The following is a 24,160-nucleotide window of genomic DNA, read 5'->3' as shown; positions in this document are numbered from 1 at the left end:
GCGGGCATGTGCCGGCCAGCCGACAGCACGCATCGTGACGCGGCCAGGCCGCGCCAACAATGGACACGTCGATCGGACAAGCGCCCGCAGAGGAGGAATTGGGTGGCATACCGTTGCGTCTTTCCCGCCGAGATCTCCCTGCTGGGACCCTCTCGACCAAGGACGCGTTGGATGACGGTAACGCCTACGGCAGCGCGGGTTGACCGGCTGCGGGACCATGGGTAGCGGCGCGGGCCGAGATCGTCAAGACCGCAACACTGTAGCCGCAGAAGCGAAGCGACGCGCGGGACGGATCGCGTTGCGGGACGGCCCGGCTGGTCCCGGATATCGCTACGCTCATCCGGGCTACGCTTGCCGTTCAGCTTTCGAGCAATGCCAACACATTGACCTGCGGAAATCGCTAAATCACCGCGACATACAACCATTGATAGTACACTTTTAGTTGAGTGGCTTTGCGCGCATGAATCGGCAGTATGGCTCGCATACTTAGCGTCTTTGGGGAGCGGTCCGATGGCTTGGGGTTCTCTGACAGAAATTGTCGCGATGTTCGCACCGAGGGCGTTCCTCGACTCGCAGGAAGTGAACTTCCCCTCATCGACCAACGACTTCTGCGCCCAGGTCGGATATCAGGCCTTTGACGGACCGTACTTTCCGCCGCCGTGGCAGTGGAGTGACATCAAGACGTTCGGCCCGCTGGATTTCCTGTCGGTCCCGCCCACGGTGCCCCCCACATTCGTGGGCGGCAATCTGACCGACGCGACGGCCTACGTCCACGTCAAAGCCGTGCAGGGCCAGGCAAATCTGGTCGATATCCAGTACTGGCTGTTCTACAATTTCAACGGCGCGGAGACGCTGCGGGTCGAAGCGCCCCTGGTCAGCCCAGGCGAGATGCCGCTGCCGCAGTCCTACCATTTTGGCGACTGGGAATGCGTCACCGTGCGGGTGAACAGCAGCCAGCAGGTCGTGGCGGTCTGCTTCTCCCAGCATTCCACCGAGCAGTGGTGTCTGCCGAGCGAGGTGACCTTCACCGGCGCCAATCCCCACACCTATGTGTCGAGGGGCTCGCACGCGAACCGCCCGGAACCGGGCGGGCCATTCTGGATCAAGGCCATCGACGTCAACTTCATGACGTTTGGCCCTGTCGACTATGCCGACGGCGCCGGGAAGGTCGTGGATTACTGGAAATCGTTCGTGATCGTCGCCAACGATGCCCCGCAATACTTCCCCGACCAGCCGGCCGATCCCGGCTGGCTGAAGTTTCAGGGCACATGGGGCCAGTCGTTATCCACGCCGCTGAGCCCGCAACAGGTCGTGGAGGGGATTCTGCTGGCAGCCAGCAAATCGCCCGTGATGGCTCCGTTCATATCGGTGCTCGGGACCATTGTGGGTTCGACCGCCCTTGCCCTCGAATTCGCCGGCATTATCGACTTCTCGAAGAACGCTCCGACCAATCCGCCCACCAAGGGCCTGTGGCAGAATGCACTCCCGCTCGAACCGCCGCTGTCGAGCAAGTTCGCTCCCGCGCTGGCATCGTTCGAGCAGAGCTCGGACGCGATCGAGCTGTCGCTGGCGTTCGTCGTCAACGACAGCAGCAATGAGATCTGCACTGCGTCCACCACCGACGGGGTGGACTGGACCGCAGCGACCGAGGTCAAGCAGACCAGCCGCGCCGCGCCGTGCCTGGTGCCGTTCAACGGCGGCCTCTGCCTCGCGTTCATCTCCAACGACGGCGATCACCGGATCTTGACCTGCCTGTCGACCGACGGTGCGACCTGGGCAGGCAACTATCACACCGGCCAGACCAGCCCGGCCCGGCCCGCTTTGGCTGTGTTCGACAGCAAATTGTGGGTGGCGTTCATCTCCAACGACAGCAGCGATCGGCTGCTGATCTGCTCGTCGGCGGACGGCAAGACCTGGTCGGACAACGAGCAGGTCACCGGGCAAACGACGTCGACCGGACCGGCGCTGGCCTCGTTCAACGGCAAGCTCTGGGTCGCGTTCGTTGCAAACAACAGCAGCAATCAGCTGCTGCTGTGCTCATCATCCGACGGCAAGGTCTGGGGCGCCAACTCGCTCATACCTCAGGCCGCCAGCCCGCAGCAGCCTTCGCTGGCCGTCTTCAACAACAAGCTCTGGCTGGCGTTCCTCGACGACGACAACGATGTCTGGATCACCTCGTCCAGCGACGGCCTGCTCTGGAGCATCAAACCGCAGCCAACGGGCTTGCCGAGCCAGGCAGCCCCTACCCTCGCCGTGTTCGACGAGACGCTGTATCTCGCGTGCATCGACAGCTCGAACCGGATCACGCTCTATTCCTCGCCCGACGGCGCGACATGGTCGGAGGGATCGGTAATATTCCCGCCGGCGATTTGAGGGGATGGAGGACGCAATTTCCTTCCGGAGCGATCCCCTGCTCCCACTCGATTGTTCGCATCGTGCCTAGAGCATGATCCGGAAAAGTGTGAAGCGGTTTTCTGGAAAGATCATGCTCAAACAAAGAGCTAAAGCGCGATGACGATTCAACCTAATCTCATCGCGCTTTAGTGAGTTGCGCGTCAGTCGCGCGATATGGACAGTCCCGCGAGAAGCGGCGCGTACGCGGCGAGCCTGCTGGATACGAACTCAGTGAAAAGCCGCACGCGCTTGGTCTTGCGTGTCTCCCCCTGCGTGAGCAGCCAGAGCGTTCCGTACATGTGCAGGCCGGTGCCCGGCACCCTCGCCAGCAGGGGATCGGCATCTCCGACGAAGCACGGCAGCGTCGTCATCCCGATCCCCTGCCGTACTGCGGCGATCTGCGCCTCGGCGTCCGTGACCCTGAACGGAACCCCTGCGGTGCGAACCTCGCGGGCCCAGTCCGGAATTCCATGAATGCTGATGACGATCCACCTGACGGCATCAGCCGCGCCTGCACGCCACGCGGCGAGCCGATCGCAGGACATGTAGACGGCGCCGAACACCTCCGGTCCCTTCAGGCCGTGAAGATTGAGCGGCAGGGTTTTGCGGTCGTAGACGACGCGGAGCGCGACGTCGGCCTCCCGGTTGGTCAGATTTGCCAGCTCGCCGGACGACAAGATGTCCATCTCGATGTCCGGATGCAGGCGCGCGAAATCGGCGAAGTCCGGCATCAGCAGGTGTGTCGCAAGCGGCGGTGCCAGCGTCACCCGCAGAAGCCCGCGCACGCTCTGGTCGCGCCCGAAGATGCGCGTCTCCAGCTGGTGCGACGAGGCTTCCATCTGATCCGCGAATTCGAGGACCTCCTCGCCCGCGGCCGTCAGGCGGTAGCCCGAAGGCAGCTTTTCGAACACGTTCACCCCAAGCCGTTCCTCCAGTTGGCCGACGCGTCGCAGCACGGTCGAGTGATTCACTCCGAGGCGCTCGGCGGCAGCCCGCACCGAGCCTCCGCGCGCGACGGCAAGAAAATATCGAACGTCATCCCAGTCGATCATGGTGCAATCCGGCACCGCTGGGGTGCGCCATCCAAAGCCGCTGTCCAATACATCGAGCAAGCACTTCGTATGTAGGTAGCACGGGCGGTCAGCACAGCCCTTGCCGACGAGCGCGGCGTCATTCCGAACGGCGGACACTCGTCGTCGCGGCCGGCTTCAGTCGTCCAGCCGGATCGATTTCGCACCACCGATGTGCGCGCTTCCGCACTCAACGCCTGACGCCGGCGGGCCTACTTCGAGGTTCAGGTTCTCGGGGCCTCCCCGGACGAGCCAAAGACGGAGCCTGAAAGGAGAAGTCATGGGAAAGCTTGCGGGTAAGATTGCAGTCATCACGGGTGGATCGAGCGGCATGGCGCTGGCGAGCGCCAAGCGGTTCGTTGAAGAAGGCGCCTATGTTTTCATCATGGGCCGCAGGCAGCAGGCGCTCGACGAGGCCGTCAGGCTGATTGGCCGGAGCGTGACCGGCGTGCGCGGCGACGCGGCCAATCTCGACGACCTCGACCGTCTGTTTGACACGGTCAAGCGGGAAAAAGGCAATATCGACGTCCTGTACGCGAGCGCCGGCACGGGCGAAGCCCTCCCACTGGGCGAGATTACCGAGCAGCACTTCGATGCGACCTTCGGCCTGAATACGCGCGGCACGCTGTTCACGGTCCAGAAGGCATTGCCGCTGTTCAACGATGGCGGATCGATCTTCATGACGGGGTCGGTTGCTTCGGTGAAGGGTTTTCCTGGTTACAGCGTGTATGCGGCGAGCAAGGCGGCGTTGCACGCATTCGCGCGCGGATGGCTCAACGAGCTGAAGGGCAGGAATATCCGGGTGAACGTGCTGAGTCCGGGGCCGATCGCCACGCCGATGCAGGACCAGGTTCTCACCGAGGAGGGGAAGCGGATGTTCGAGTCGTTGATCCCGCGGGGAAAGATGGGTCGTCCCGAGGAAATCGCGGCGGCCGCGCTGTTTCTTGCTTCGGACGATTCGAGCTTCGTGAATGGGGTGGACTTGTCCGTCGACGGCGGCTTCTCGGCGATCTGAAAGATCGAGCAATCAATATCAACACGGGATCGGAGAAACATCATGAGCTATGCGATTGTAGGATTCGGTAAGGTGGGCCAGGCCCTCGCCCACGCCTTCGCCCGCAAGAACATCGACGTGACCGTGGCGAGCCGCCGGCCGCCCGAGGCGTTGGCGCCGCAGGCTCGCGCGATTGGACCCACGGTCATCGCCAAGTCGCTGCGGGATGCACTCGAGGCCGACACGATCATCCTCGCGGTCCCGTTCGGCGAGCATCGCGAGGTTGCGAAGGCCCTGCCGAGCTGGAAAGGCAAGACGGTGATCGACGCGATGAACGCGCAAGTCCCCCTTGAGGAGCTGGACGGTCTTTTGTCGTCCGCCTTCGTCGCCAAGACGTTCACCGGCGCCAGGCTCGTGAAAGGCTTCAATCACCTGATCGCGGCCAAACTCGCCGCCGATCCGATCGTCGACGGTGGCCACCGGGTCGTCTTTCTCTCGAGTGACGACGAGGACGCGACCACTCCCGTGGCGGCCCTGGCCAAACAACTCGGGTTCGCACCCGTCAAGCTGGGAAAGCTCAACGAGGGTGGCGCACTGGTGCACGCACGCGGCCGCGTGTGGGGCCCACTGATCTTCCAGGATTTGTTCAAGAAGGAGCAGTAGTCGATCTACGAGCGTGTGATTGGGCCCGAGAGACGAGCAGCCCGCATGAGCGCAGCGACATGCGGGGCCGGTTGCGATGCGCGCACAGGCCGGTCCCGGATATCGCGTCGCTCATCCGGGCTACGCTTCCTATTGCTTGAAGCAGTTCTCGCGGTGCCACTTTAGGAAGTGTGGGTGCGGACGATCCGACAAACGGTGCGGTCCAAGCGCGCGACCCGACTTGTTGATGATCGACCGTATTCCCTCAGGGTCGTTCGTCTGGCGCGAGATCAATATCTCCAAATCATCGGCCAAGCCAATGAGACCGCGATCAAACATCCAGTGTGCCGTGCCCGAAAGCGCCAGGCCATTGCTGACGATATCCGGCCCGTTCGCTTCCACTGGTTGAATATGTGCAGCAGCGACTTCCGCTCGTCCTTTGCCATTAATGAGTCTGAGCCCAGTGATGGCGCAGCGTTCCTCGTAGGCACGGAGCACGACACGACGAAAAACCTGGTCGCGCATAATCCTCGACATCGTCACGCTTACGCGGTCTCGTTCTTGGTCGTGTATGAAGGGCGCTTGTGCTCCTTCGCCAATATCGAGAGACAGGACGTCATTGTCGGAACGAGGCAACAGAGGCGTTTCTTCCTCGAAGCCTAGTTTGACAATCCTAGCGAAGTCTTCAGGCGAGAGTGGACGAACCGCCGACTGAGCCCGTCCGGAAATGCGTCCCTGGTCATTGAGAACACCCCGCTCTACTGGTCCCGTGGCACTGTTGAAGGGGACGGGATTTGCGAAATCGAGATAGCTTCCAGGCTCGATCAGCGCGAGATACATCCCGGAGATGCCGGGGTCTGGGATAACTTGGCTCACCTTTGCGATAGCAAAGTAACCTTTTGTCTCAGTCACTTTGCTTGGCTCGTAGTAGACAATCCAGTCGCCAATACAGGCCTCGACGCGGCGCAAATACTGGCTGGGGAATTGATACTTTTCCGCAGGACTATCCTCGTAGATCGAGTCCGACCGATGAATGAATACCCCAAATCCCATAACTTCTTCGGCCCGGACTTCCTGATCTATTTGGCCTTCGTGACAATGCTCCAAGGACTTATCAGGCGCTTGGTCTTTCCAAGCGACCTCACTCCCACTCAATCGTCCCCGGCGGCTTGCTGGTCACGTCGTACACCACCCGGTTCACGCCCTTCACCTCGTTGATGATGCGCGTGGCGGTCTCGCCTAAAAACTTCATGTCGAACTGGTAGAAGTCGGCGGTCATGCCGTCGGTGGAGGTGACGGCGCGCAGGCCGACGACGTATTCGTAGGTGCGGCCGTCGCCCATCACGCCGACGGTTTTGACCGGCAGCAGCACGGCAAAGGCCTGCCAGATCGCGTCGTAGAGGCCGTGCTTGCGGATCTGGTCGATGTAGACGGCATCCGCGTTGCGGAGGATGTCGAGTTTTTCGCGGGTGATGTCACCGGGGCAGCGGATGGCGAGGCCGGGGCCCGGGAACGGGTGGCGGCCGACAAAGACTTCGGGCAGGCCGAGCTCGCGGCCGAGCACGCGCACCTCGTCCTTGAACAGTTCGCGCAAGGGTTCGACCAGCTTCATGTTCATGCGATCAGGCAGGCCGCCGACATTGTGGTGCGACTTGATGGTCACCGACGGGCCGCCGGTGAAGGAGACGCTCTCGATCACGTCGGGATAGAGCGTGCCTTGCGCCAAAAATTCTGCGCCGCCGATCTTCTTGGCTTCCGCCTCGAACACGTCGATGAAGAGTCGGCCGATGGTCTTGCGCTTCACCTCGGGGTCGGTGACGCCTTCGAGCTCGCCGAGGAATTGTTTCGACGCGTCGACGTGGACCAGCGGGATGTTGTAGTGGTTGCGAAACAGGTCGACGACGGTTTTGGCCTCGTCGAGCCGCAGCAGGCCGTGATCGACGAACACGCAGGTGAGCTGGTCGCCGATCGCTTCATGGATCAGCACCGCGGCCACCGCCGAGTCCACGCCGCCGGAGAGACCGCAGATCACCTTGCCCTTGCCGACCTGGGCGCGGATTTTTTCGATCGCCTCCTCGCGGAAGGCACGCATGGTCCAGTCGCCGGTCAGGCCGGCGATCTTGCGCACGAAATTGCGAATCAGTTTTGCGCCGTCGGGCGTGTGCACCACCTCGGGGTGGAACATCAGGCCGTAATATCTGCGCGTCTCGTCCTGGATGATCGCGAACGGCGCGTTCGGCGAGGTGCCGGCCACCGTGAAGCCGGGCGGCATTTTTGTGATGCGGTCGCCGTGGCTCATCCACACCTGGTGCTTTTCGCCAAAACCCCAGACGCCGTCGAACAGCGCGCTGTTCGTCTTCACCTCGACATCGGCGCGGCCGAATTCGCGATGATGGCCGCCCTCGACCTCGCCGCCGAGCTGTGCCGCCAGCGTCATCTGGCCGTAGCAGATGCCGAGCACGGGAACGCCGGACTCGAAGATCAGCTGCGGCGCGCGCGGCGAGCCGGTCTCATGCACCGATTCCGGGCCGCCGGAGAGGATCACCGCCTTCGGCTTCATCTCGTTGAAGGCGGCCTCCGCCTTCTGGAACGGCACGATCTCGGAATAGACGCCCATCTCGCGGACGCGGCGGGCGATCAGTTGCGTCACCTGACTGCCGAAATCGACAATCAGAATCTTGTCATGCGCCGAGGCCACAGGGGGCGTCGACTCCAGGTTTTTCGGTGCGGCTGTCATGGCAAGCAAATACGCTGCTACGCCCGCCCCCGCAACCGCGCCCGGCTCTGCGCCCACATGCTTCTTTGGGCATGGACAAATCCATATATGTCAGTATTATTGACCTAATTTGGTCAAGAGCAATTACGGAGGAAACCCATGCCAGACCACCACGAACCGGCGCTGCTGGCGGCGCTCGGTCGCGACTGGATCGCCGCCTGGAACGCGCGCGATCTCGAGCGGGTGCTGACGCTCTATGCCGAGGATGCCGAGATGACCTCGGACCGCATTCCCGCGCTCGGCTTCGGGGCGTCAGGCACGGTGCGCGGCAAGGACCAGCTGCGCGCCTATTGGGGCACCGCGCTGGCAAAGCTGCCGGGGCTGCATTTCGAGCTGATCGACCTCTACGTCTCGCCGGACAGCGTCGTCGTGTTCTATCAGAACGAACGCGGCAAGAAGATCTGTGAGTATCTGCGGCTCGATGCGGCGGGCAAGATCGTGCAGGGCTCGGCGAACCATCTGGTGGTGTGAGGCCCAGATCCCTCCCCGTCATTGCGAGCGAAGCGACGTGTCCGCCGAAGCCTTGGCGAAGGCGGAAGCAATCCATTTCACCGCCTGTGTGGAGCGATGGATTGCTTCGTCGCTATCGCTCCTCGCAATGACGGCGGATGGGCGGTAGGGTAAGCAAATCTCAGGATCCCCAGCATGAAAATCCCTGCCCTGCCATTCACCGTCACCGACTGGAGCCGGATCGAGCCGACGGTGCATCCTGGCGACACTGGCCAGGCGCTGTGGCGCACGCTCAATATCGGCGATTTGCGGGTGCGGATGGTCGAGTATTCGCCGGGCTATGTCGCCGACCACTGGTGCGATCGCGGCCATGTGCTGTTCGTGGTGCAGGGCGAGCTCGAGACCGAGCTGCGCGACGGCCGCCGCTTCACGCTGAAGCCGGGCATGAGCTACCAGGTCTCCGATTTCGGCGATGCCGCGCATCGCTCGTCGACGGCGACGGGCGCGACGCTGTTCATCGTGGATTGAGTATTTCCGAGGCCTCGCAACCGATCGGGTCATCCCCGCGTAAACGCTCCGCGTTTGTCGCTGGAGGTGCGAGCTCTTGCGAGCCTCGAAGGATGAATCGGCCACGGGCGGGGCCGTGCATCCTTCGAGGCTCGCCGAAGAGGCTCGCACCTCAGGATGACGGTCAGACATTGTCAGCGCTTGCGCGCGGCGACCTTCCTCACCCTGGTCTCCGACCACGCCAGCGGCCGCCCCGCCTTTGACGGCAGCACCAGTTGGCCGACCCGCTCGCCTTGCGCGTCGACCAGCACGGAATGCGGCTCGCCGCGTGCGAACAGATTGGCTTCGCCCCATTGCCGCAGGCTGACGACGACGGGGAACAGCGCGTGCCCCTTCTTCGTCAGCGCATATTCCTGGTAGGCGCTGCCGTCTGACGCGGCGACCTGCTCGAGCACGCCCAGTTCCACCAGCTTGCGCAAGCGCGCCGTCAGCATGCCCTTGGCGATGCCGAGATTCCTCTGAAAGTCGCCGAACCGGCGCAGGCCGTCGAACGCGTCGCGCACGATCAACAGCGACCACCAGTCGCCGATCGCATCCAGTGCGCGCGCCACCGGGCAGTCGTCCCCAGCGAAACCGGTGCGCTGCATCGCGCCCTCCTCGTTCACGATTTCGAACTGGTCTTAAAATAGGACTAGACAGCGCGCAATGCAACTGGTCTCATGATAAGACCAGAATAGCAGACGGAGAATGATGATGACGAGCCAGCATGTAGCGGCCGCACAGGCCACCACCAGCGAAGCGACCGCCGGCCGGCTTTCGCCCGCAATCGTGCTGCTGTTTGCGGTCGCCTGCGGGCTCAGCGTCGCCAACATCTATTTCGCGCAGCCGCTGCTCGATGCGATGGCGCAGGATCTCGACATCGCCCCGGCCGCGATCGGCATCGTCGTGACGCTGACGCAAATCGGCTATGCGCTCGGCCTGATGCTGATCGTGCCGCTCGGCGACCTCTGGGATCGCCGCCGCCTGATCGTCGGCCAGACCGTGTTGTCGGCGGCAGCGCTCGTCATCGTCGGCACGGCGTCAAGCGCCGCGGTGCTGCTGGCCGGCATGGTGCTGGTCGGGCTGCTCGCGGTCGTCGTCCAGGTGCTGGTCGCCTTCGCCGCGACGCTGGCGACGCCGGCCGAACGCGGCCGCACCATTGGCACGGTAACCAGCGGCGTGGTGTCCGGCATCCTGCTCGCCCGCTTCGCGTCGGGCACGCTGGCCGATATCGGCGGCTGGCGCACCGTCTATCTGGTATCGGCAGCGCTGATGCTGGCGATGGCGGCGCTGCTCGCGCTTGTGCTGCCGCGCCGGCAGCCGCAGGCGATGCGTGGGGCGTCCTATCTGCGCCTGCTGCGCTCGACCGCCATGCTGTTCGTCGAGGAGCCGATCCTGCGCGAGCGCGCCATGTTTGCGCTGCTGATCTTTGCCAATCTCAACGTGTTCTGGACCTCGGTGGTGCTGCCACTCTCGGCGCCGCCATTCGCGCTCTCGCACACCACCATCGGCATGCTCGGGATCGCCGGCGTCGCCGGGGCGCTGGCGGCGCGCAATTCCGGCCGGCTCGCCGACCGCGGCTGGGGACAGCGCACCACCGGGCTGTCGCTGTTGCTGATGCTCGCGGCCTGGCTGCCGCTCGCCTGCCTGCACACCTCGCTGTGGCTGCTGGTCGCCGGCGTGCTGATGCTCGACTTCGCACTGCAGGCCGTGCATGTGACCAACCAGAGCCTGATCGTAGCCGCGAGGCCCGAAGCGTCGAGCCGGCTGATCGGCGGCTACATGGTGTTCTATTCGATCGGCAGCGCGCTCGGCGCGATCTCCTCGACGGCGGTCTACGCGGCGGCGGGATGGATCGGCGTCTGCGTACTCGGCGCCGCGATCAGCGCCGCGGCGCTGCTGGTGTGGATCATTACGGTGAGCCGGGTGGCGGCGGTGTGCTCGGCCGCGGGATCGTAGGGTGGGTTAGCCGAAGGCGTAACCCACCGTTCACCGCAAGAAAGATGGATGGTGGGTTACGCTGCGCTAACCCACCCTACGAAGCTGCGCTCGCAATGACGCGGTGAAAGCATTACGCCTTCTTCAGCACCGAGACGAAGAATCCATCCGTTCCGGTGCGCCGTGGCGTCATCAGCCAGCCCTCGTCGGACTGCAGTGCTGCGTCGGCAAAGGCCTCGGCCTTGTCCCACAGCACGCTCGCGGTCTCTTCCGGCGGCTGCACCGAGAACTCCGGATGTTTTGCCACGAACGCCCGCACCTGCTCGCCGTTCTCCTCAGCCAGCACCGAGCAGGTGATGTAGGCGATCCGGCCGCCCGCCTTCACCAGCGGCGCGGCGCGCGCCAGCACCTCAGCCTGATCCTTCAGCCGCACCTCGAGCGCGCCGGGGCGCATGCGCCATTTGGCGTCGGGGTTGCGGCGCCAGGTGCCGGTGCCGGTGCAGGGCGCGTCGATCAGCACGAGATCGGCGGAGGCCTTGATGTCGGAGAGCACGTCGGCCTCGCCGCGCGGGGTGCGGACCTCGCAATTGTGCACGCCGGCGCGCGACAGCCGCTCATGGATCGGCGCGAGCTGGCGCTTGTCGTGATCGGTTGCGATCAGCCGGCCCTTGCCGCCCATCATGGCCGCGATCGCCAGCGTCTTGCCGCCGGCGCCGGCGCAGAGGTCGATCACCTGCTCGCCGGGTTTTGCCGCCGAGAACAGCGCGGCGAGCTGCGAGCCTTCGTCCTGCACCTCGATCGCGCCCTTGATGAAATCCTCCTCGGCATTGATGCCGGGATTGCGCGCATCGGCACCGAGCGCGATGCGCAGGCCGAGCGGCGACCACGGCGTCTCGACGGCGCCGAGATGCGAAAGCCGCGGCAGGATCTTCTCGCGCTTGCCCTTCAGCGTGTTGACCCGCAGGTCGAGCGGCGCGCGGCTCGCCATCGCGGTCGCCTCGGCCGCGCGGTCGTCGCCGAACACCTTTGCCAGATACGGATCGAGCCATTCCGGATAGTCGCCGGCGACGGCGGCCGGCGCGTCGGCGAGCGAGCGCGAGCTCAGCGCGGCCTCCTCGGCCGTGCTCAGCGGATCCGGCGCAAACCGGCTGCCGTCGCACAGCGCGGCGATGGTGGCGAGGTCCATGCCGCGCTCGAGCTTGAGCATGCCGAGCAGCCGCGCGCGGGCGCTGTCGTCGTCCATCAGGTAGGCGGCGGAGGATTGCCGGCGCAGCACGTCCCAGATCAGGCCGGAGATCGCGGCGCGATCGCCGGAACCGGCATAGCGGTGCGCGGTGCCCCATTCCTTCAGCGCCTTGGCGGCGGGAATCCGCTGGGCGTCGATGGTCGTGATCAGGTCGATTGCGGCGGAGAGCCGGGCAGCAGGGGTCATCGATCTCTTTCGGTTGGGCGCACGAGGGCCTCTTAGAGCTATTTCCGTTCCGATGGAATCGGAACGGAGCTCTAGATTCTTGTTTTGACGCGTTTTCTTCACGCGAACCGGTATCCACTTCGCTGGAAAACGCTCTAGAGCATTTTCCGATCTGGCGGAATCGAAAGGGATTCCCTTCCGGGGCAAATCGTGATTCACCCTGAGGGCTGGTGATGGAGGCCAGCCCCCATGGCTAAACCCCTCTCGCCGGATCTTCGCCTTCGCATTGTTCGGGCCGTGGAAGATGAAGGCATGAGCTGTCGGGGCGCCGCCGGCCGGTTCGGCGTGGCGCCGTCGACAGCGATCGAACTGGTCAGCGAGTGGCGAAGCACCGGCGCCTGTGAGGCGGGAGCGCAGGGTGGCGACCGGCGTTCGGCTCGGATCGAGGGGCATGCTGCAGAGATCCTCTCCCTGGTCGAGGCTACGCCTGACATGACGCTGGCCGAGATCGCCGATCATCTCTTCAAAGTCCACGGCGAGCGTTTCGCGCCGAGCGTGGTCTGGCGGTTCTTCGATCGCCGCAACATCACGTTCAAAAAAAACATCGCACGCCAGCGAGCAGGATCGGCCGGACGTCGCCGCTGAACGCGCGGCGTGGAAGGCATCCCAGCCTGAGATCGACATCCACCGGTTGGTGTTCATCGACGAGACCGGAGCCTCGACCAAGATGGCGCGGCTCTATGGCCGTTCGCCGTACGGCCAGCGCTGTGTTGCAGCGCTCCCGCATGGTCATTGGAAGACGACGACCTTCGTCGGCGCGCTCAGGGCGACTGGCATGACGGCGCCGATGGTCCTCGATGGCCCCATGGATGGTTCGGCGTTCGAGGCTTACGTGACGCAAGTCCTCGTGCCGACACTCAGGCCCGGCGACATCGTGGTGATGGACAATCTCGCAGCACACAAGCGGGCCGAGGTCGGCATCGCAATCGATGCAGCGGGCGCTCGGCTCCTCTATCTGCCGCCTTATTCGCCCGACCTCAATCCGATCGAAATGGCCTTCGCCAAGCTCAAAGCCGCCCTTCGAAAGGCGGCCGCCAGATCTATCGAGGCTTTGGTCAACGCTATCGCCCTCGCCTTGGCCGCCTTCACCGCCCAAGAGTGTCTGAACTTCTTCGCCGCTGCCGGCTATGATCGCGTCTGATCAGAATCTGCTCTAGCGTTCAGGCCCGATCCTGGCAATCAACAGCCTGCCGAGCTCGTTGAACCATGATCCAAGCTCGGTTGGCCAACTCACAGGAATGAGGACGGTTTCAGTCCCTGTAGGTGCGATCGAACAGGACTTCAAACAAGACCTCAAACAACGCAGCGAATTGCGACGGCGGAATCGTCATCGTTCCGACTTCTCGCCCGGCCTATGATCCGGCGGAAAGGATCGACGCATGACCGAATTTCGCCTGACGCAGATCTCCGACACCCACCTCGCCCACCGTCTTAAGATCCTCACCGACAACTTCCACCGCGTCGCCGAGCACATTGACGCGACGCGGCCCGACCTCGTGCTCAACACCGGCGACGTCGCCTGGGACGGGCCGACCAGCCGCGCCGATCTCGTCTTCGCCAAAGAGCAGCACGCTGCGCTGCCGGTCGACTGCCGCTATTTGCCCGGCAATCACGACATCGGCGACAACCCGACCGCGGTCGGCCCGGCGCCGTCGCAGCTGCCCACCGCCGAGACCTGCAACGCGTTCACGTCCGTGATCGGCGAGGACCGCTGGCAGTTCGACGCCGCCGGCTGGTACTTCATCGGCCTCAATTCGCTGATCATGAACACCGGTCTCGACCGCGAGGCCGAGCAGTTCGACTGGCTCGCCGAGCAGCTCGGCAAGGTCGGCGGCAAGCCGGTCGCGCTGTTCCTGCATAAGCCGCTCTATCTCGACCTGCCCGCGGATCCTGAGCGCGTGGAGACCGCGATCCGTTTCGTGCCACAGCCGGCGCGGCAGCGACTGATCGAGATGTTCGGCAAGGTCGATCTGCGGCTGGTCGGCAGCGGCCATGTGCATCAGCGCCGCGACTACACGTTTGCGCATGTCAGGCAGATCTGGGCGCCGTCGGCCGGCTTCATCATCTCGGACGCGCGGCAGGAGCGGATCGGCGTCAAGGAGACCGGCCTGGTCGAATACCGCTTCCGGCCCGACAATTTTGAGGTGCGCCACGTCAAGGCCAAGGGTCAGGCCGACATCGACCTCGACACGCTGATCGCCCAACTGCAGTCCTAAGAAGGCCCAAACGCCCCTGCCGTCATTGCGAGCGAAGCGAAGCAATCCATCCGTCCGCATATGCTGATCCATGGATTGCTTCGCGGAGCCTGTCATCGGGCGCGCGTTCGCGCGACCCGTTGGCTCGCAATGACGTGGATAGAGCGGTAAACGCCGGCTCGGACGGCGTGAGCGGTCAGCTACCGCGCCGCGTCGTGCAGATCCCGCTTGATGACGGCGAGCAGTGTCTGCAGCGAGTCCGCGCCGGGCTGCGCTGCCGGCGCCGCCGGCCGTGCGGGAGGCACCGGCGGCATCGCACGCGCCCGCTCGATGTCGGGCCGCTCCTCAACGAACTTTCCGTGTAAAACGTCGTCGCGCCGGCCCATGACGAACATCGTCGCCCAATAACCGACAGCGAGCAGGATAACCCCGCAAACAACAAGCTCAAAAATCATGGCTACACCTGAAATATAGCCATATTGATTCAACTGCTGCGGGTCCCCGGTCAAGCAAATGGGGGCGAAAAGCCCCCAAATCCCGCCGATTGTGGCGTTTTTGATACGATTCTGCGCGGAATAGGACCCTGCGCCCCGCTCCGATGCAACCGGAGCGGGGCTCCCGCTTCTCCGCTCAGGCCTTGTCCGGCCCGACCCGGACCAGCTGCTTGCCGAAATTGGCACCCTTGAGCAGACCCATGAAGGCCTCCGGAGCGCTGTCCAGCCCCTCGGTCACGAACTCCTTGTACTTGACCTTGCCCTCGCGGACCCATTGCGACATGTCGCGCAGGAAGTCGCCATGCATGGCGGCAAAATCGCTGACGATGAAGCCGCGGAAGGTCAGCCGCTTGGTCAGGATCGCGAACATGATCGTCGAGGCCCATTTCGGTGCCCTTGCTTCCCTGTCGTTGTAATGCGCGATCAGGCCGCACACCGGCACGCGAGCGAATGCATTGAGCTGCGGGTAGACCGCCTCGAACACGGGACCACCGACATTCTCGAAATAGACGTCGATGCCCTTCGGGCACGCCTCCTTCAGCTTGGCCGCCAAATCCGGATCGCGATGGTCCAGGCAGGCATCGAAACCGAGCTCATTCTTCACATAGTCGCATTTGTCCTTGCCACCCGCGATGCCGACCGCACGCGCGCCCTTGATCTTTGCGATCTGGCCAACCGCCGATCCGACCGCGCCGGACGCGCCGGCAACGACCACGGTCTCGCCCGGCTTCGGCTTGCCGATCTCGAGCAGGCCCGTATAGGCGGTCATACCGGGCATGCCGAGCACACCGACGGCCGTGGAGATCGGCGCGATTTTGGGATCGATCTTGGCGAGGCCCTGGCCGTTGGACAGCGCATGCGTCTGCCAGCCCGCGCGCGACAGCACGATGTCGCCCTTGGCAAAGCCCGGGTTGTTCGAGGCGATCACCTCGCTGACGGTGCCCGCCTCCATGACGCCCCCCACGGGGACCGGCGCGGCGTAGGACGGACCATCATTCATGCGGCCGCGCATATAGGGATCGAGCGACAGCCAGATGGTGCGGAGCAGGACCTCGCCCGCACCCGGCGTCGGCGGCGTGTAGTCCTCGAGCCTGAAGTTGGCCGCGGTTGGCTCGCCCTGCGGGCGTGAGGCGAGAACGATGCGCTTTCCTTGGGACATGCTTTTTCCTCCGAAACGATTGGTTACGTGGCGCAAACGTAGTCATGCAATCCAGCTCCCTGCAAGGGAGATGGATTTGCTCGTTCAGATGCAGCGTTTGAAATTCTGTTTGAAATGACGACCGTCATGCCGAAGCGCAACGCACGTCATTCCGGGGCTCGCGCAGCGAGAACCCGGAATCTCGAGATTCTCAGGCGCGCAATTGCGCGCCATAGTTCGCTTCGCGCCCCGGAATGACGTGGAGAGTCTTACACCCCGCCCGGATAGTTCGGGGCTTCCCGCGTGATGGTCACGTCGTGGACGTGGCTCTCGCGCAGGCCGGCGCCGGTGATGCGGACGAACTGCGCCTTGGCGTGGAAGTCGGCGATGTTGCGGGCGCCGACGTAGCCCATCGCCGCACGGAGGCCGCCGGCGAGTTGGTGCATGACGTTGGCGACCGGGCCCTTGTAGGGCACCTGGCCCTCGATGCCTTCGGGGACGAGCTTCAGCGTGTCCTTGATGTCCTGCTGGAAGTAGCGGTCGGCAGATCCCCGCGCCATCGCGCCGACCGAACCCATGCCGCGATAGGCCTTGTAGGAGCGGCCCTGCCACAGGAACACCTCGCCCGGCGTCTCGTCGGTGCCGGCGAGCAGCGAGCCGACCATCGCGATGTCGGCGCCGGCGGCAAGCGCCTTGGCGAGATCACCGGAATATTTGATGCCGCCATCGGCGATCACGGGCACACCGGCCTTCTTGGCGGCCGCCACCGCATCCATGATCGCGGTGAGCTGCGGCACGCCGACGCCGGCAACGATGCGGGTGGTGCAGATCGAGCCGGGCCCGATGCCGACCTTGATGCAGTCGGCGCCGGCATCGATCAGGGCCTGCGCGCCGTCCTCGGTCGCGACATTGCCGGCCACCACTTGCACGGAGTTGGAGAGCCGCTTGATGCGGTCGACGGCGTTGAGCACGTGCTGGGAATGGCCATGCGCGGTGTCGACCACGACGACGTCGACGCCGGCATCGATCAGCCGCTCGGTGCGCTCATAGCCGGTCTCGCCGACCGTGGTGGCGGCGGCAACACGGAGACGGCCATGCTCGTCCTTGCAGGCGAGCGGATGCGCCACCGCCTTCTCGATGTCCTTCACGGTGATCAGGCCGACGCAGCGATACTGGTCGTCGACCACCAGCAGCTTCTCGATGCGATGCTGGTGCAGCATCCGCTTCGCCTCGTCCTGGCTGACGCTCTCGCGCACCGTGACGAGCTTCTCATGCGTCATCAACTCCCGGACCTTCTGCCGGGGATCGCTGGCAAAGCGCACGTCGCGGTTGGTCAGGATGCCGACCAGCTTGCCCGGCACGTTCTTCTCGGCGCCGGTGACGACCGGAATGCCGGAGATGCCATGGTCCTTCATCAGCGCCAGCGCGTCCGCCAGCGTGGCGTCGGGGCCGATGGTCAGCGGGTTAACCACCATGCCGGATTCGAACTTCTTGACCTGCCGCACCTGCGCGGCCTGGCCGTCGGGATCGAAGTTGCGGTGGATGACGCCGAGGCCGCCGGCCTGCGCCATCGCGATCGCCATGCGCGCTTCGGTGACCGTGTCCATGGCCGAGGCCATGATCGGGATGTTGAGCGGGATGGCGCGGGTGACGCGCGAGCGAATGTCGACTTCGGAGGGGAGAACGTCAGACAGACCGGGCTTCAGAAGCACATCGTCGAACGTAAAAGCTTCGCGGATAGCCGGAAATCCCGTGGCCATTGCCAACTCCTTTCGGCGGCCTCAGCCGCTTGCAAATCTGACGATGAACGTCTCCGGCGGCGACGCTGGCAGCGTCACCGGGGAATCGGTGCCCATCGATGGGGTTGACGCCGGTCGATAGCATGGCGGCATGACGAATCAAAGTGTTTGCCAGCCATGCACAGGCTTTTTACGGCGCCCGAGGCTTGGCGCCCGGTAGCCCCTTTAGCGGTAGCCTTGCGGCCGCCCGTGCCGGCGGATCGCCTCGACCACCTCCCGGTGGCGCCGGTCCTCGCGCTTCATATGGACCGCGATCACCGCATGGGCCGAGGGCACCAGCAGCAACACGTGGAAAAACAGCCCGAAAATCGCGCAAAACACGATCAGGACCAGATTGAAGATGGCCGAAAACGGCTGTCCGTTCAGGAGCAGCCCGATCGGCGGCAGCAGGACAGCAAGCACGTAGATCAATGCACACCTCTTTACGCCGGGGGATGCATACCAGCGTCACGCTGGATCTAGGTGGTTTGCCCGGTTCCGCAATGGCATGGCTGGCGGCAGGATGATATGGCCCCCTCGCCCGCCCTTTTCAGCACAGGCGTCCCATTTCGATGAACAAAGAACGCCTGATCCCGCTCATCGTGGCCACAGCTCTTTTCATGGAGAACATGGACTCCACGGTGATCGCGACCTCGTTGCCCGCGATCGCCGCCGACATCGGCACCAGCCCACTGACGCTGAAGCTGGCGATCACGTCCTACCTGCTGTCGCTCGCGGTGTTCATCCCGGCGAGCGGCTGGACCGCTGATCGATTCGGCGCGCGGATCGTGTTCGCCGGCGCGGTCGGCGTGTTCATGCTGGGCTCGATCGGGTGCGCGCTGTCTGGCTCGGTGACCGATTTCGTGTTCGCCCGCATCCTGCAGGGCCTCGGCGGGGCGATGATGACGCCGGTCGGGCGGCTGGTGCTGCTGCGCTCGGTCGACAAGAGCGCGCTGGTCAACGCGATGGCCTGGGTGACGGTGCCGGCGCTGATCGGCCCGGTGATCGGGCCGCCGCTCGGCGGCTTCATCACCACCTATTTCTCCTGGCACTGGATCTTCCTGATCAACATCCCGATCGGGCTGCTCGGCATCTTCCTGGCGCTGAAATACATCGACCCGATCAAGAGCGTCGATCCCGAGCGCTTCGATCTCTATGGCCTGGTGCTGGCCGGTATCGGGCTTGCCGGCATCGCCTTCGGGCTTTCGGTCGCCGGGCTCAACCTCTTGCCCTGGCCGATCGTCGCCGCCCTCGTCGGGGTCGGCACGGTCTCGATGACGCTCTATGTCATTCACGCGAAGCGCACCGGCTCACCGGTGCTGGATTTTTCGCTGCTGCGGCTGCCGACGATGCGCGCCTCGATCGTCGGCGGCTTCATGTTCCGCCTCGGCATCGGCGCGCTGCCGTTCCTGCTGCCGCTGTTGATGCAGGTCGGCTTCGGCCTGTCGCCGTTCCAGTCGGGTTTGGTGACCTTTGCCTCCGCGGTCGGCGCCATGGGCATGAAGACGCTGGCGGCGCGCATCATCAAGGCCTTCGGTTTCCGCAACATGATGACGGTCAATGCGGTGGTCAGCGCTGCCTTCCTCGCCGCCTGCGCCCTGTTCACGATCTCGACGCCGCTGATGCTGATCTTCACCATCCTGGTGGTCGGCGGTTTCTTCCGCTCGCTGCAGTTCACCGCGATCAACACCGTGGCCTATGCCGAGGTCGAGGCGCCGCAGATGAGCCGCGCCACCACCCTGGTCAGCGTCAACCAGCAGCTCGCGGTGTCCGCCGGCGTCGCGGTCGGCGCCTTCTCGGTCGAAACGACGCTGGCGTTGCATCACCAGACCGAGCTCACCGCCGACGTGTTCGGGCCGGCCTTCATCGTGGTGTCGCTGATCTCGGCAGCCTCGGCCTGGTTCTTCTGGCAAATGCCTGCCGATGCCGGCAACGAGATCGCCGGTCGCAAGGCGATCGACATTTCGAGCCGCAAGGGCGCCGAGAAGCGCGCCGCCACTGACGCCGTCAAGGCAGCGACCGAGGACACCCAGAACGCAAGGGATCAGCGGCTGGGGTAGTCGATCAAGGCCTTGTCCCGCGCGGCCCGGTCAGGCCGGTGCCGGGCCGCCATCTTTCCGGGGGCGATCACGGGCGATACCGGCGGCACGACCGCGGCCGATCGCCACGGCAAAAAATCTTCGCGAGAGTCAGAAAGCGAACGGAAGCTCCGCCCCCGATCCGGCATAGTCCGGCTCAGGCGGGCACGCAGTGATCCCGCATCAGCAGAAAATCACACGGAGGAAACGCTCCGGGCTCCCTTCCATGGCGTCCTCGCCATGGAAGGGCCGGGCCTTGCCAATTTAGCCCTTGCCAATTTAGCCTTTTCTGAAGGGATCAGAGCCAGTGAGTGATGCGCATACGACGGAAGTGAACGAAAATCCGAAAGCCGACGGCTTCAATCTGCCCCTGTTCGCCCTGCCCGAAGCGTTCCAGGGCGCCGCGGAGCAAAACGCGACACGGGCCAGGCAACAGATCGACAAGGTGAAGGAGGCGTCGTCGGAGATCGCCCTCCTGCTCAAGGAGGCATACGCAATCAATGCCAAGGGCGCTGCGGATTACGCGGCCAAACTGATCGAGATATCGAACACCAATACCAGCTCGGCTCTCGCATTGATGACCAATCTCATCAGCACCAAGTCGCTGTCGGAAGCGATCCAGCTTTCGGCCGACCACGGCCGCAAGAATTTCGAGATCACCGCCACGCAGAGCAAGGAGCTTTGGGACCTCGCGAAGAAGGTCACGACAGAAGGCTCCGAGCCCCTCAAGAAGGGCTTTGCAAGGGCGCTGCAGACCCTGTCCTGAGCCGCCCCCGCCCCGACATTCGGCTGGAAGCCAAGCGTTTCCGTTGAGAAGGGACGCACTCCGGCCGACGGCGCGCGGGTTCGACAATCTGACATTGCGGAGGAGCGAGATGGGCGTGATCATGATCAAGTGCCCGCGGACGGGACGCGCGATCACAACCGGTATGAATACTGACCGCGAGACATTCCAATGCAGTGCGGTGTTCTTCTCGCGCACCTACTGCACGACCTGTCGTATCACCCACGAGTGGTTCGCCCGGGACGCCTGGGTTGACGAACCCGAAGCGATGCGCAAGGCAGGCTGACGACAGCGCCCGAACCTGACCCTGACTTCAATGGCGACTTGTTCGCTCGCCTGCGATACGGGCTCCAGCCTTATTACCATTGCTCCAGGCGTGCCCGTGGGAACGCGCCGGTCCATGCGCCGGCGCGCCACGACCGGACTGTCTCATCCCTTCGGCCGAAACGATGCGATCGATCCTGCTCCCGCATGATCTCGTAGCACTCGCAGACGGCAGCCTCGAGCCGTCCCCTGTCGACCTCGATCGAGCTCCGGCGGTTTGATCGGATCGCCCCCGATCCGCGAAGCTTGGACACGACATGGGTCACGGTCGTGCGCCGCACGCCCAGCAATTCCGATAGCGTGTCCTGCGTCAGCGGGAGCGTGTCGTAACCGACCTGATCGTGAACCTGCAAAAGCCAGCGGGCCAGGCGAGCCTCCACCGAGTGCAGCGCATTGCACGCGGCGATGTGTTGGAACTGCACCAAAAGCGACCGCATATGGAGCTGGACCGCATCCTCAAGTGCGCGGCAGTGGGTGAGCGCGGCATGAAATCGCGCCGGCGAGATCTGCCAGGTCGTCCCGGCTACGCGAACCACCGCCGTCATCGGGGAGCGTCTTGACCCGAGTGTCGACAACACGCCTACCGCCCCCTCATTGCCGACCATCGTCGTCGCGACCGACTGCCCGTTCGGCATGTCCATGACGAACGCGATCAATGCCGTGCAGGGGAAATAGATCTGCTGGACGGGATCACCCGACCGCACCAGCACGACGTCACGCTCGAGCGATATCCTGCGCAGATGGGGCACAAGCAGCTGGAAATCGGCGGGCGACAAGGCCGCCAGGAGACGATTGCCTATGTTCGACCTGCGCTCCATCACGGGGAAACTCCGTGAGGCACGGCTCACTGCGCAAACCAGTCGGGGGGCGCCGGGCTGCGCTACGCAACGGACAGACCGCACCGAGAGAGTAGAATACGCCGTAAGGGCAAGAGTTCCAACGGTTTCAGAGCGACACACGTCGCCGGGCGGCGCGGCGGCTAGCCTCTGCCGGGCTGTCCGCGAAATCCCGTCGCCAGCACGTAGCGCTCCGACGAATCCTGCCGGCTGGCCGCCGGCTTGACGTGACGCACCGTGGCAAAATCGCGCTTGAGCTGCGCCAGCAGTTCGGCGTCGGCGCCGCTCTGGAACACCTTTGCCAGGAACGCGCCGCCGGGATTGAGCACCTCGCAGGCGAAGTGGGCGGCGGTCTCGACCAGGCCGATGATGCGGAGCTGGTCGGTCTTGCGGTGGCCGGTGGTGTTGGCGGCCATGTCGGACATCACGATGTCGGCGCGGCCGCCCATCATCGCGATCAGCTTTTCCGGCGCGTCATGATCGAGGAAGTCGAGCTGCGCGAAGGTGACGCCGGGGATCTCGCCCATCTCCAGGAGATCGATCGCGACCACCTTGCCCTTGCCGTCGGCTGCTCCCGTGCGTTTCGCCGCGATCTGGCTCCAGCCGCCGGGCGCGGCGCCGAGGTCGACCACCGTCATGCCCGGCTTGAGCATGCGGTACTTGTCGTCGATCTCGAGCAGCTTGAACGCCGCGCGCGAGCGATAGCCCATCGCCTTGGCCTTGGCGACGTAGGGATCGTTGAGCTGGCGCTCGAGCCAGAGTTTTGACGACAGCTTTCGCTTGCCGCCGCTCTTGACCGTGACGTGCAGCCGCCCGGTGGTGTCTTTCGCCATGACCTTCTCTTCTCCCTCGCCCCGCTCTTACGGGGAGAGGGCATAGGCGGCCTTTCGGCCGCCGTTCCTAAAAAATGCGTGAGGGGCTGCCTCAGCGATGGTGAGAGATGAGTTCGTGGAGAGTCCCCCTCACCCGGATCGCATTTCATGCGATCCGGCCTCTCCCCGCAGGCGGGGAGAGGCGAAGAAAGCGTCTAGCATGCCCGCAGCGCGCCGTCCTCGCGCATCATCTCGACCAGCATGCCCTCGCGCAGGCCGCGGTCGGCGACGCGCAGCCGCGGCAGCGGGAAGGCGTTGCGGATGGCATCGAGGATGGCGCAGCCGGCCAGCACGAGGTCGGCGCGCTCGACGCTGATGCAGTTGTTGTGGACGCGCTGCTCGTAGCTCATGCAGAGCAGCTTCTGGATCGTCGCCGTGACGTCGAAATCGTTCATCCAGATGCCGTCGATGCGGCGGCGGTCGTAGCGCGGCAGATTGAGGAACACGCCGGCGAGCGTGGTCACGGTGCCGGAGGTGCCGAGCAAGTGCATGTCGCGCAGATCCTGGCCGTGCTCAGCCGCGAACGGCGCGACGTGCTGGGCGACCTCATCGATCATGCGGGCATACAGATTCGGCGTGACGTTCCTGCCGCCAAAATGCTCCGCCAGCGTGACGACGCCGAGCGGGATCGACATCCACGCCTTGATGCGCGGCGGCGCGTCCGGCGTCGCGGGATCGCGCTCGATCCGTACCAACTCGGTCGAGCCACCGCCGATGTCGAACAGGATGGCGCCTCGCCCCCTAGGGTCGAGCAGCGGCGAGCAGCCGATCACGGCCAGCGTCGCCTCGGTCTCGCGGTCGATCACTTCGAGCTTGATGCCAGTCTCGGCGGCGACGCGGGCGCGAAAACTCTCGGCGTTGCCGGCGGCGCGGCAGGCTTCGGTGGCGATCAGCCGCAGCCGGCGCGCCTTGCGATAGCGGATCTTGTCGCTGCAAATGGCGAGCGCCGCGATGGCGCGCTCGATCGCCGCCTCGCTGATGGAACCGGTCGCGGCAATGCCCTCGCCGAGCCGGATGATCCGCGAGAAGGAATCGACCACGCGGAACCCGTCGCCCGCGGGACAGGCGATCAGGAGCCGACAGTTGTTGGTGCCAAGGTCGAGCGCTGCGTAGACACCGGTCTCGGCGCCCGCCGCAGCGAACCTTGACAGGGCTTCGGCGGCCGGAATGCCGTCGCAAAGCCGCACTTCGTCATTCATCAAACTGTCTTTCCGCGGGACCGCGGTTCGGGCCCGCCGAAGAAAATTGTCGTTCACGGAAACTTTAGCAGCGCCAAGGGCCTACGCAAACTCTGTTCACATTGGCTCCATGTCCAATCGGGCGTTGTCGTTAAGAGGGGTGTGCGTTATCTCGGGAATGCCCGCAAAACCCACCAAATCC

General features: G+C 64.5%; 23 protein-coding genes. 11 read left to right on the top strand and 12 right to left on the bottom strand.

What is annotated here, in order from left to right; translation table 11 throughout:
- Positions 1–543: 543 nt before the first annotated feature.
- Positions 544–2,373 carry a Vps62-related protein gene (locus tag XH93_RS18725; RefSeq protein ID WP_210340500.1) on the top strand — a complete coding sequence of 610 codons (1,830 nt, stop codon included), beginning with the start codon at positions 544–546 and terminating at the stop codon, positions 2,371–2,373.
- A 182-nt stretch (positions 2,374–2,555) separates the two neighbouring features.
- Here XH93_RS18725 and XH93_RS18720 read toward each other — a convergent pair whose 3' ends face one another.
- Positions 2,556–3,446: a LysR family transcriptional regulator gene (locus XH93_RS18720; RefSeq protein ID WP_194474683.1), complete on the bottom strand. Its 891-nt coding sequence runs from the start codon at positions 3,444–3,446 to the stop codon at positions 2,556–2,558.
- 298 nt (positions 3,447–3,744) lie between these two features.
- Here XH93_RS18720 and XH93_RS18715 point away from each other — a divergent pair, with 298 nt between their 5' ends.
- On the top strand, positions 3,745–4,479 hold the full coding sequence (locus XH93_RS18715) for an SDR family NAD(P)-dependent oxidoreductase (RefSeq protein ID WP_194474682.1): 735 nt from the start codon (positions 3,745–3,747) through the stop codon (positions 4,477–4,479).
- Positions 4,480–4,521: 42 nt separating this feature from the next.
- Positions 4,522–5,121: an NADPH-dependent F420 reductase gene (locus XH93_RS18710; protein ID WP_194474681.1), complete on the top strand. Its 600-nt coding sequence runs from the start codon at positions 4,522–4,524 to the stop codon at positions 5,119–5,121.
- Between the two features lie 129 nt (positions 5,122–5,250).
- Here the strand turns inward: XH93_RS18710 and XH93_RS18705 are convergent, their stop codons facing one another.
- A complete protein-coding gene (locus XH93_RS18705) occupies positions 5,251–6,153 on the bottom strand; it encodes an HNH endonuclease (protein ID WP_194475218.1) in 903 nt (300 codons plus the stop codon).
- A gap of 88 nt (positions 6,154–6,241) precedes the next feature.
- Complete coding sequence (guaA, locus tag XH93_RS18700) at positions 6,242–7,837, bottom strand: glutamine-hydrolyzing GMP synthase (RefSeq protein ID WP_194474680.1); 1,596 nt, start codon at positions 7,835–7,837, stop codon at positions 6,242–6,244.
- A gap of 138 nt (positions 7,838–7,975) precedes the next feature.
- On the opposite strand from guaA, the gene XH93_RS18695 reads away from it, so the two are divergent.
- Together XH93_RS18695 and XH93_RS18690 are read left to right on the top strand one after the other, a co-directional pair.
- Complete coding sequence (locus tag XH93_RS18695; RefSeq protein WP_194474679.1) at positions 7,976–8,347, top strand: nuclear transport factor 2 family protein; 372 nt, start codon at positions 7,976–7,978, stop codon at positions 8,345–8,347.
- 174 nt (positions 8,348–8,521) lie between these two features.
- Positions 8,522–8,854 carry a DHCW motif cupin fold protein gene (locus XH93_RS18690; RefSeq protein WP_194474678.1) on the top strand — a complete coding sequence of 111 codons (333 nt, stop codon included), beginning with the start codon at positions 8,522–8,524 and terminating at the stop codon, positions 8,852–8,854.
- Positions 8,855–9,027: 173 nt separating this feature from the next.
- On the opposite strand, the gene XH93_RS18685 is transcribed toward XH93_RS18690, so the two are convergent.
- Positions 9,028–9,480 (bottom strand): helix-turn-helix domain-containing protein, encoded by a 453-nt coding sequence (locus XH93_RS18685; RefSeq protein ID WP_194474677.1) that lies wholly within the window; start codon positions 9,478–9,480, stop codon positions 9,028–9,030.
- A 106-nt stretch (positions 9,481–9,586) separates the two neighbouring features.
- Between XH93_RS18685 and XH93_RS18680 the strand changes: the two genes are divergently transcribed.
- On the top strand, positions 9,587–10,831 hold the full coding sequence (locus XH93_RS18680) for an MFS transporter (RefSeq protein ID WP_246799660.1): 1,245 nt from the start codon (positions 9,587–9,589) through the stop codon (positions 10,829–10,831).
- Positions 10,832–10,943: 112 nt separating this feature from the next.
- Here the strand turns inward: XH93_RS18680 and XH93_RS18675 are convergent, their stop codons facing one another.
- Positions 10,944–12,242, bottom strand: coding sequence for an RsmB/NOP family class I SAM-dependent RNA methyltransferase (locus XH93_RS18675; RefSeq protein WP_194474675.1), 1,299 nt, complete (start codon positions 12,240–12,242; stop codon positions 10,944–10,946).
- Positions 12,243–12,470: 228 nt separating this feature from the next.
- Between XH93_RS18675 and XH93_RS18670 the strand changes: the two genes are divergently transcribed.
- A protein-coding gene (locus tag XH93_RS18670) for an IS630 family transposase (protein ID WP_139480399.1) occupies positions 12,471–13,422 on the top strand; the annotation gives its coding sequence in 2 pieces (ribosomal slippage) (positions 12,471–12,817 and positions 12,816–13,422; 954 coding nt in all).
- A gap of 238 nt (positions 13,423–13,660) precedes the next feature.
- On the top strand, positions 13,661–14,497 hold the full coding sequence (locus tag XH93_RS18665) for a metallophosphoesterase (RefSeq protein WP_194474674.1): 837 nt from the start codon (positions 13,661–13,663) through the stop codon (positions 14,495–14,497).
- Positions 14,498–14,676: 179 nt separating this feature from the next.
- Here XH93_RS18665 and XH93_RS18660 read toward each other — a convergent pair whose 3' ends face one another.
- The 4 genes from XH93_RS18660 to XH93_RS18645 form a co-directional block, all read right to left on the bottom strand.
- Positions 14,677–14,931, bottom strand: coding sequence for a hypothetical protein (locus tag XH93_RS18660; RefSeq protein ID WP_194474673.1), 255 nt, complete (start codon positions 14,929–14,931; stop codon positions 14,677–14,679).
- A 175-nt stretch (positions 14,932–15,106) separates the two neighbouring features.
- Entirely contained in the window at positions 15,107–16,129 is a 1,023-nt protein-coding gene (locus XH93_RS18655) for an NADP-dependent oxidoreductase (RefSeq protein WP_139861368.1), read from the bottom strand.
- A 248-nt stretch (positions 16,130–16,377) separates the two neighbouring features.
- A complete protein-coding gene (gene guaB / locus XH93_RS18650) occupies positions 16,378–17,868 on the bottom strand; it encodes an IMP dehydrogenase (protein WP_194474672.1) in 1,491 nt (496 codons plus the stop codon).
- Positions 17,869–18,072: 204 nt separating this feature from the next.
- Positions 18,073–18,318 (bottom strand): hypothetical protein, encoded by a 246-nt coding sequence (locus tag XH93_RS18645; protein WP_194474671.1) that lies wholly within the window; start codon positions 18,316–18,318, stop codon positions 18,073–18,075.
- Positions 18,319–18,458: 140 nt separating this feature from the next.
- On the opposite strand from XH93_RS18645, the gene XH93_RS18640 reads away from it, so the two are divergent.
- The 3 genes from XH93_RS18640 to XH93_RS18630 all read left to right on the top strand — a co-directional run bounded on the left by XH93_RS18640 (position 18,459) and on the right by XH93_RS18630 (position 21,034).
- Positions 18,459–19,946, top strand: a complete 1,488-nt coding sequence (locus XH93_RS18640; RefSeq protein WP_194474670.1) for an MFS transporter — start codon at positions 18,459–18,461, stop codon at positions 19,944–19,946.
- Positions 19,947–20,271: 325 nt separating this feature from the next.
- Positions 20,272–20,730, top strand: coding sequence for a phasin family protein (locus XH93_RS18635; RefSeq protein WP_194474669.1), 459 nt, complete (start codon positions 20,272–20,274; stop codon positions 20,728–20,730).
- Positions 20,731–20,839: 109 nt separating this feature from the next.
- Positions 20,840–21,034 (top strand): hypothetical protein, encoded by a 195-nt coding sequence (locus XH93_RS18630; protein WP_194474668.1) that lies wholly within the window; start codon positions 20,840–20,842, stop codon positions 21,032–21,034.
- A gap of 73 nt (positions 21,035–21,107) precedes the next feature.
- Here XH93_RS18630 and XH93_RS18625 read toward each other — a convergent pair whose 3' ends face one another.
- The 3 genes from XH93_RS18625 to XH93_RS18615 form a co-directional block, all read right to left on the bottom strand.
- Positions 21,108–21,890: a Crp/Fnr family transcriptional regulator gene (locus XH93_RS18625; RefSeq protein ID WP_246799659.1), complete on the bottom strand. Its 783-nt coding sequence runs from the start codon at positions 21,888–21,890 to the stop codon at positions 21,108–21,110.
- A 161-nt stretch (positions 21,891–22,051) separates the two neighbouring features.
- Positions 22,052–22,741, bottom strand: coding sequence for an RlmE family RNA methyltransferase (locus tag XH93_RS18620; protein WP_139482946.1), 690 nt, complete (start codon positions 22,739–22,741; stop codon positions 22,052–22,054).
- A gap of 194 nt (positions 22,742–22,935) precedes the next feature.
- Positions 22,936–23,979, bottom strand: coding sequence for a Ppx/GppA phosphatase family protein (locus XH93_RS18615; protein ID WP_194474667.1), 1,044 nt, complete (start codon positions 23,977–23,979; stop codon positions 22,936–22,938).
- Between the last annotated feature and the right edge of the window lie 181 nt (positions 23,980–24,160).

Source organism: Bradyrhizobium sp. CCBAU 51753, from assembly GCF_015291565.1.
Taxonomy (GTDB): domain Bacteria; phylum Pseudomonadota; class Alphaproteobacteria; order Rhizobiales; family Xanthobacteraceae; genus Bradyrhizobium; species Bradyrhizobium ivorense.
This window is presented reverse-complemented; position numbering and strand designations above follow the sequence as displayed.

Excerpts from the sequence above, each read along its gene's own strand:
- XH93_RS18725 (WP_210340500.1), top strand. The coding sequence starts at position 544 with ATGTTCGCACCGAGGGCGTTCCTCGACTCGCAGGAAGTGAACTTCCCC.
- XH93_RS18720 (WP_194474683.1), bottom strand. The coding sequence starts at position 3,446 with ATGATCGACTGGGATGACGTTCGATATTTTCTTGCCGTCGCGCGCGGA.
- XH93_RS18715 (WP_194474682.1), top strand. The coding sequence starts at position 3,745 with ATGGGAAAGCTTGCGGGTAAGATTGCAGTCATCACGGGTGGATCGAGC.
- XH93_RS18710 (WP_194474681.1), top strand. The coding sequence starts at position 4,522 with ATGAGCTATGCGATTGTAGGATTCGGTAAGGTGGGCCAGGCCCTCGCC.
- XH93_RS18705 (WP_194475218.1), bottom strand. The coding sequence starts at position 6,153 with ATGGGATTTGGGGTATTCATTCATCGGTCGGACTCGATCTACGAGGAT.
- guaA (WP_194474680.1), bottom strand. The coding sequence starts at position 7,837 with ATGACAGCCGCACCGAAAAACCTGGAGTCGACGCCCCCTGTGGCCTCG.
- XH93_RS18695 (WP_194474679.1), top strand. The coding sequence starts at position 7,976 with ATGCCAGACCACCACGAACCGGCGCTGCTGGCGGCGCTCGGTCGCGAC.
- XH93_RS18690 (WP_194474678.1), top strand. The coding sequence starts at position 8,522 with ATGAAAATCCCTGCCCTGCCATTCACCGTCACCGACTGGAGCCGGATC.
- XH93_RS18685 (WP_194474677.1), bottom strand. The coding sequence starts at position 9,480 with ATGCAGCGCACCGGTTTCGCTGGGGACGACTGCCCGGTGGCGCGCGCA.
- XH93_RS18680 (WP_246799660.1), top strand. The coding sequence starts at position 9,587 with ATGACGAGCCAGCATGTAGCGGCCGCACAGGCCACCACCAGCGAAGCG.
- XH93_RS18675 (WP_194474675.1), bottom strand. The coding sequence starts at position 12,242 with ATGACCCCTGCTGCCCGGCTCTCCGCCGCAATCGACCTGATCACGACC.
- XH93_RS18665 (WP_194474674.1), top strand. The coding sequence starts at position 13,661 with ATGACCGAATTTCGCCTGACGCAGATCTCCGACACCCACCTCGCCCAC.
- XH93_RS18660 (WP_194474673.1), bottom strand. The coding sequence starts at position 14,931 with ATGATTTTTGAGCTTGTTGTTTGCGGGGTTATCCTGCTCGCTGTCGGT.
- XH93_RS18655 (WP_139861368.1), bottom strand. The coding sequence starts at position 16,129 with ATGTCCCAAGGAAAGCGCATCGTTCTCGCCTCACGCCCGCAGGGCGAG.
- guaB (WP_194474672.1), bottom strand. The coding sequence starts at position 17,868 with ATGGCCACGGGATTTCCGGCTATCCGCGAAGCTTTTACGTTCGACGAT.
- XH93_RS18640 (WP_194474670.1), top strand. The coding sequence starts at position 18,459 with ATGAACAAAGAACGCCTGATCCCGCTCATCGTGGCCACAGCTCTTTTC.
- XH93_RS18630 (WP_194474668.1), top strand. The coding sequence starts at position 20,840 with ATGGGCGTGATCATGATCAAGTGCCCGCGGACGGGACGCGCGATCACA.
- XH93_RS18625 (WP_246799659.1), bottom strand. The coding sequence starts at position 21,890 with ATGGAGCGCAGGTCGAACATAGGCAATCGTCTCCTGGCGGCCTTGTCG.
- XH93_RS18620 (WP_139482946.1), bottom strand. The coding sequence starts at position 22,741 with ATGGCGAAAGACACCACCGGGCGGCTGCACGTCACGGTCAAGAGCGGC.
- XH93_RS18615 (WP_194474667.1), bottom strand. The coding sequence starts at position 23,979 with ATGAATGACGAAGTGCGGCTTTGCGACGGCATTCCGGCCGCCGAAGCC.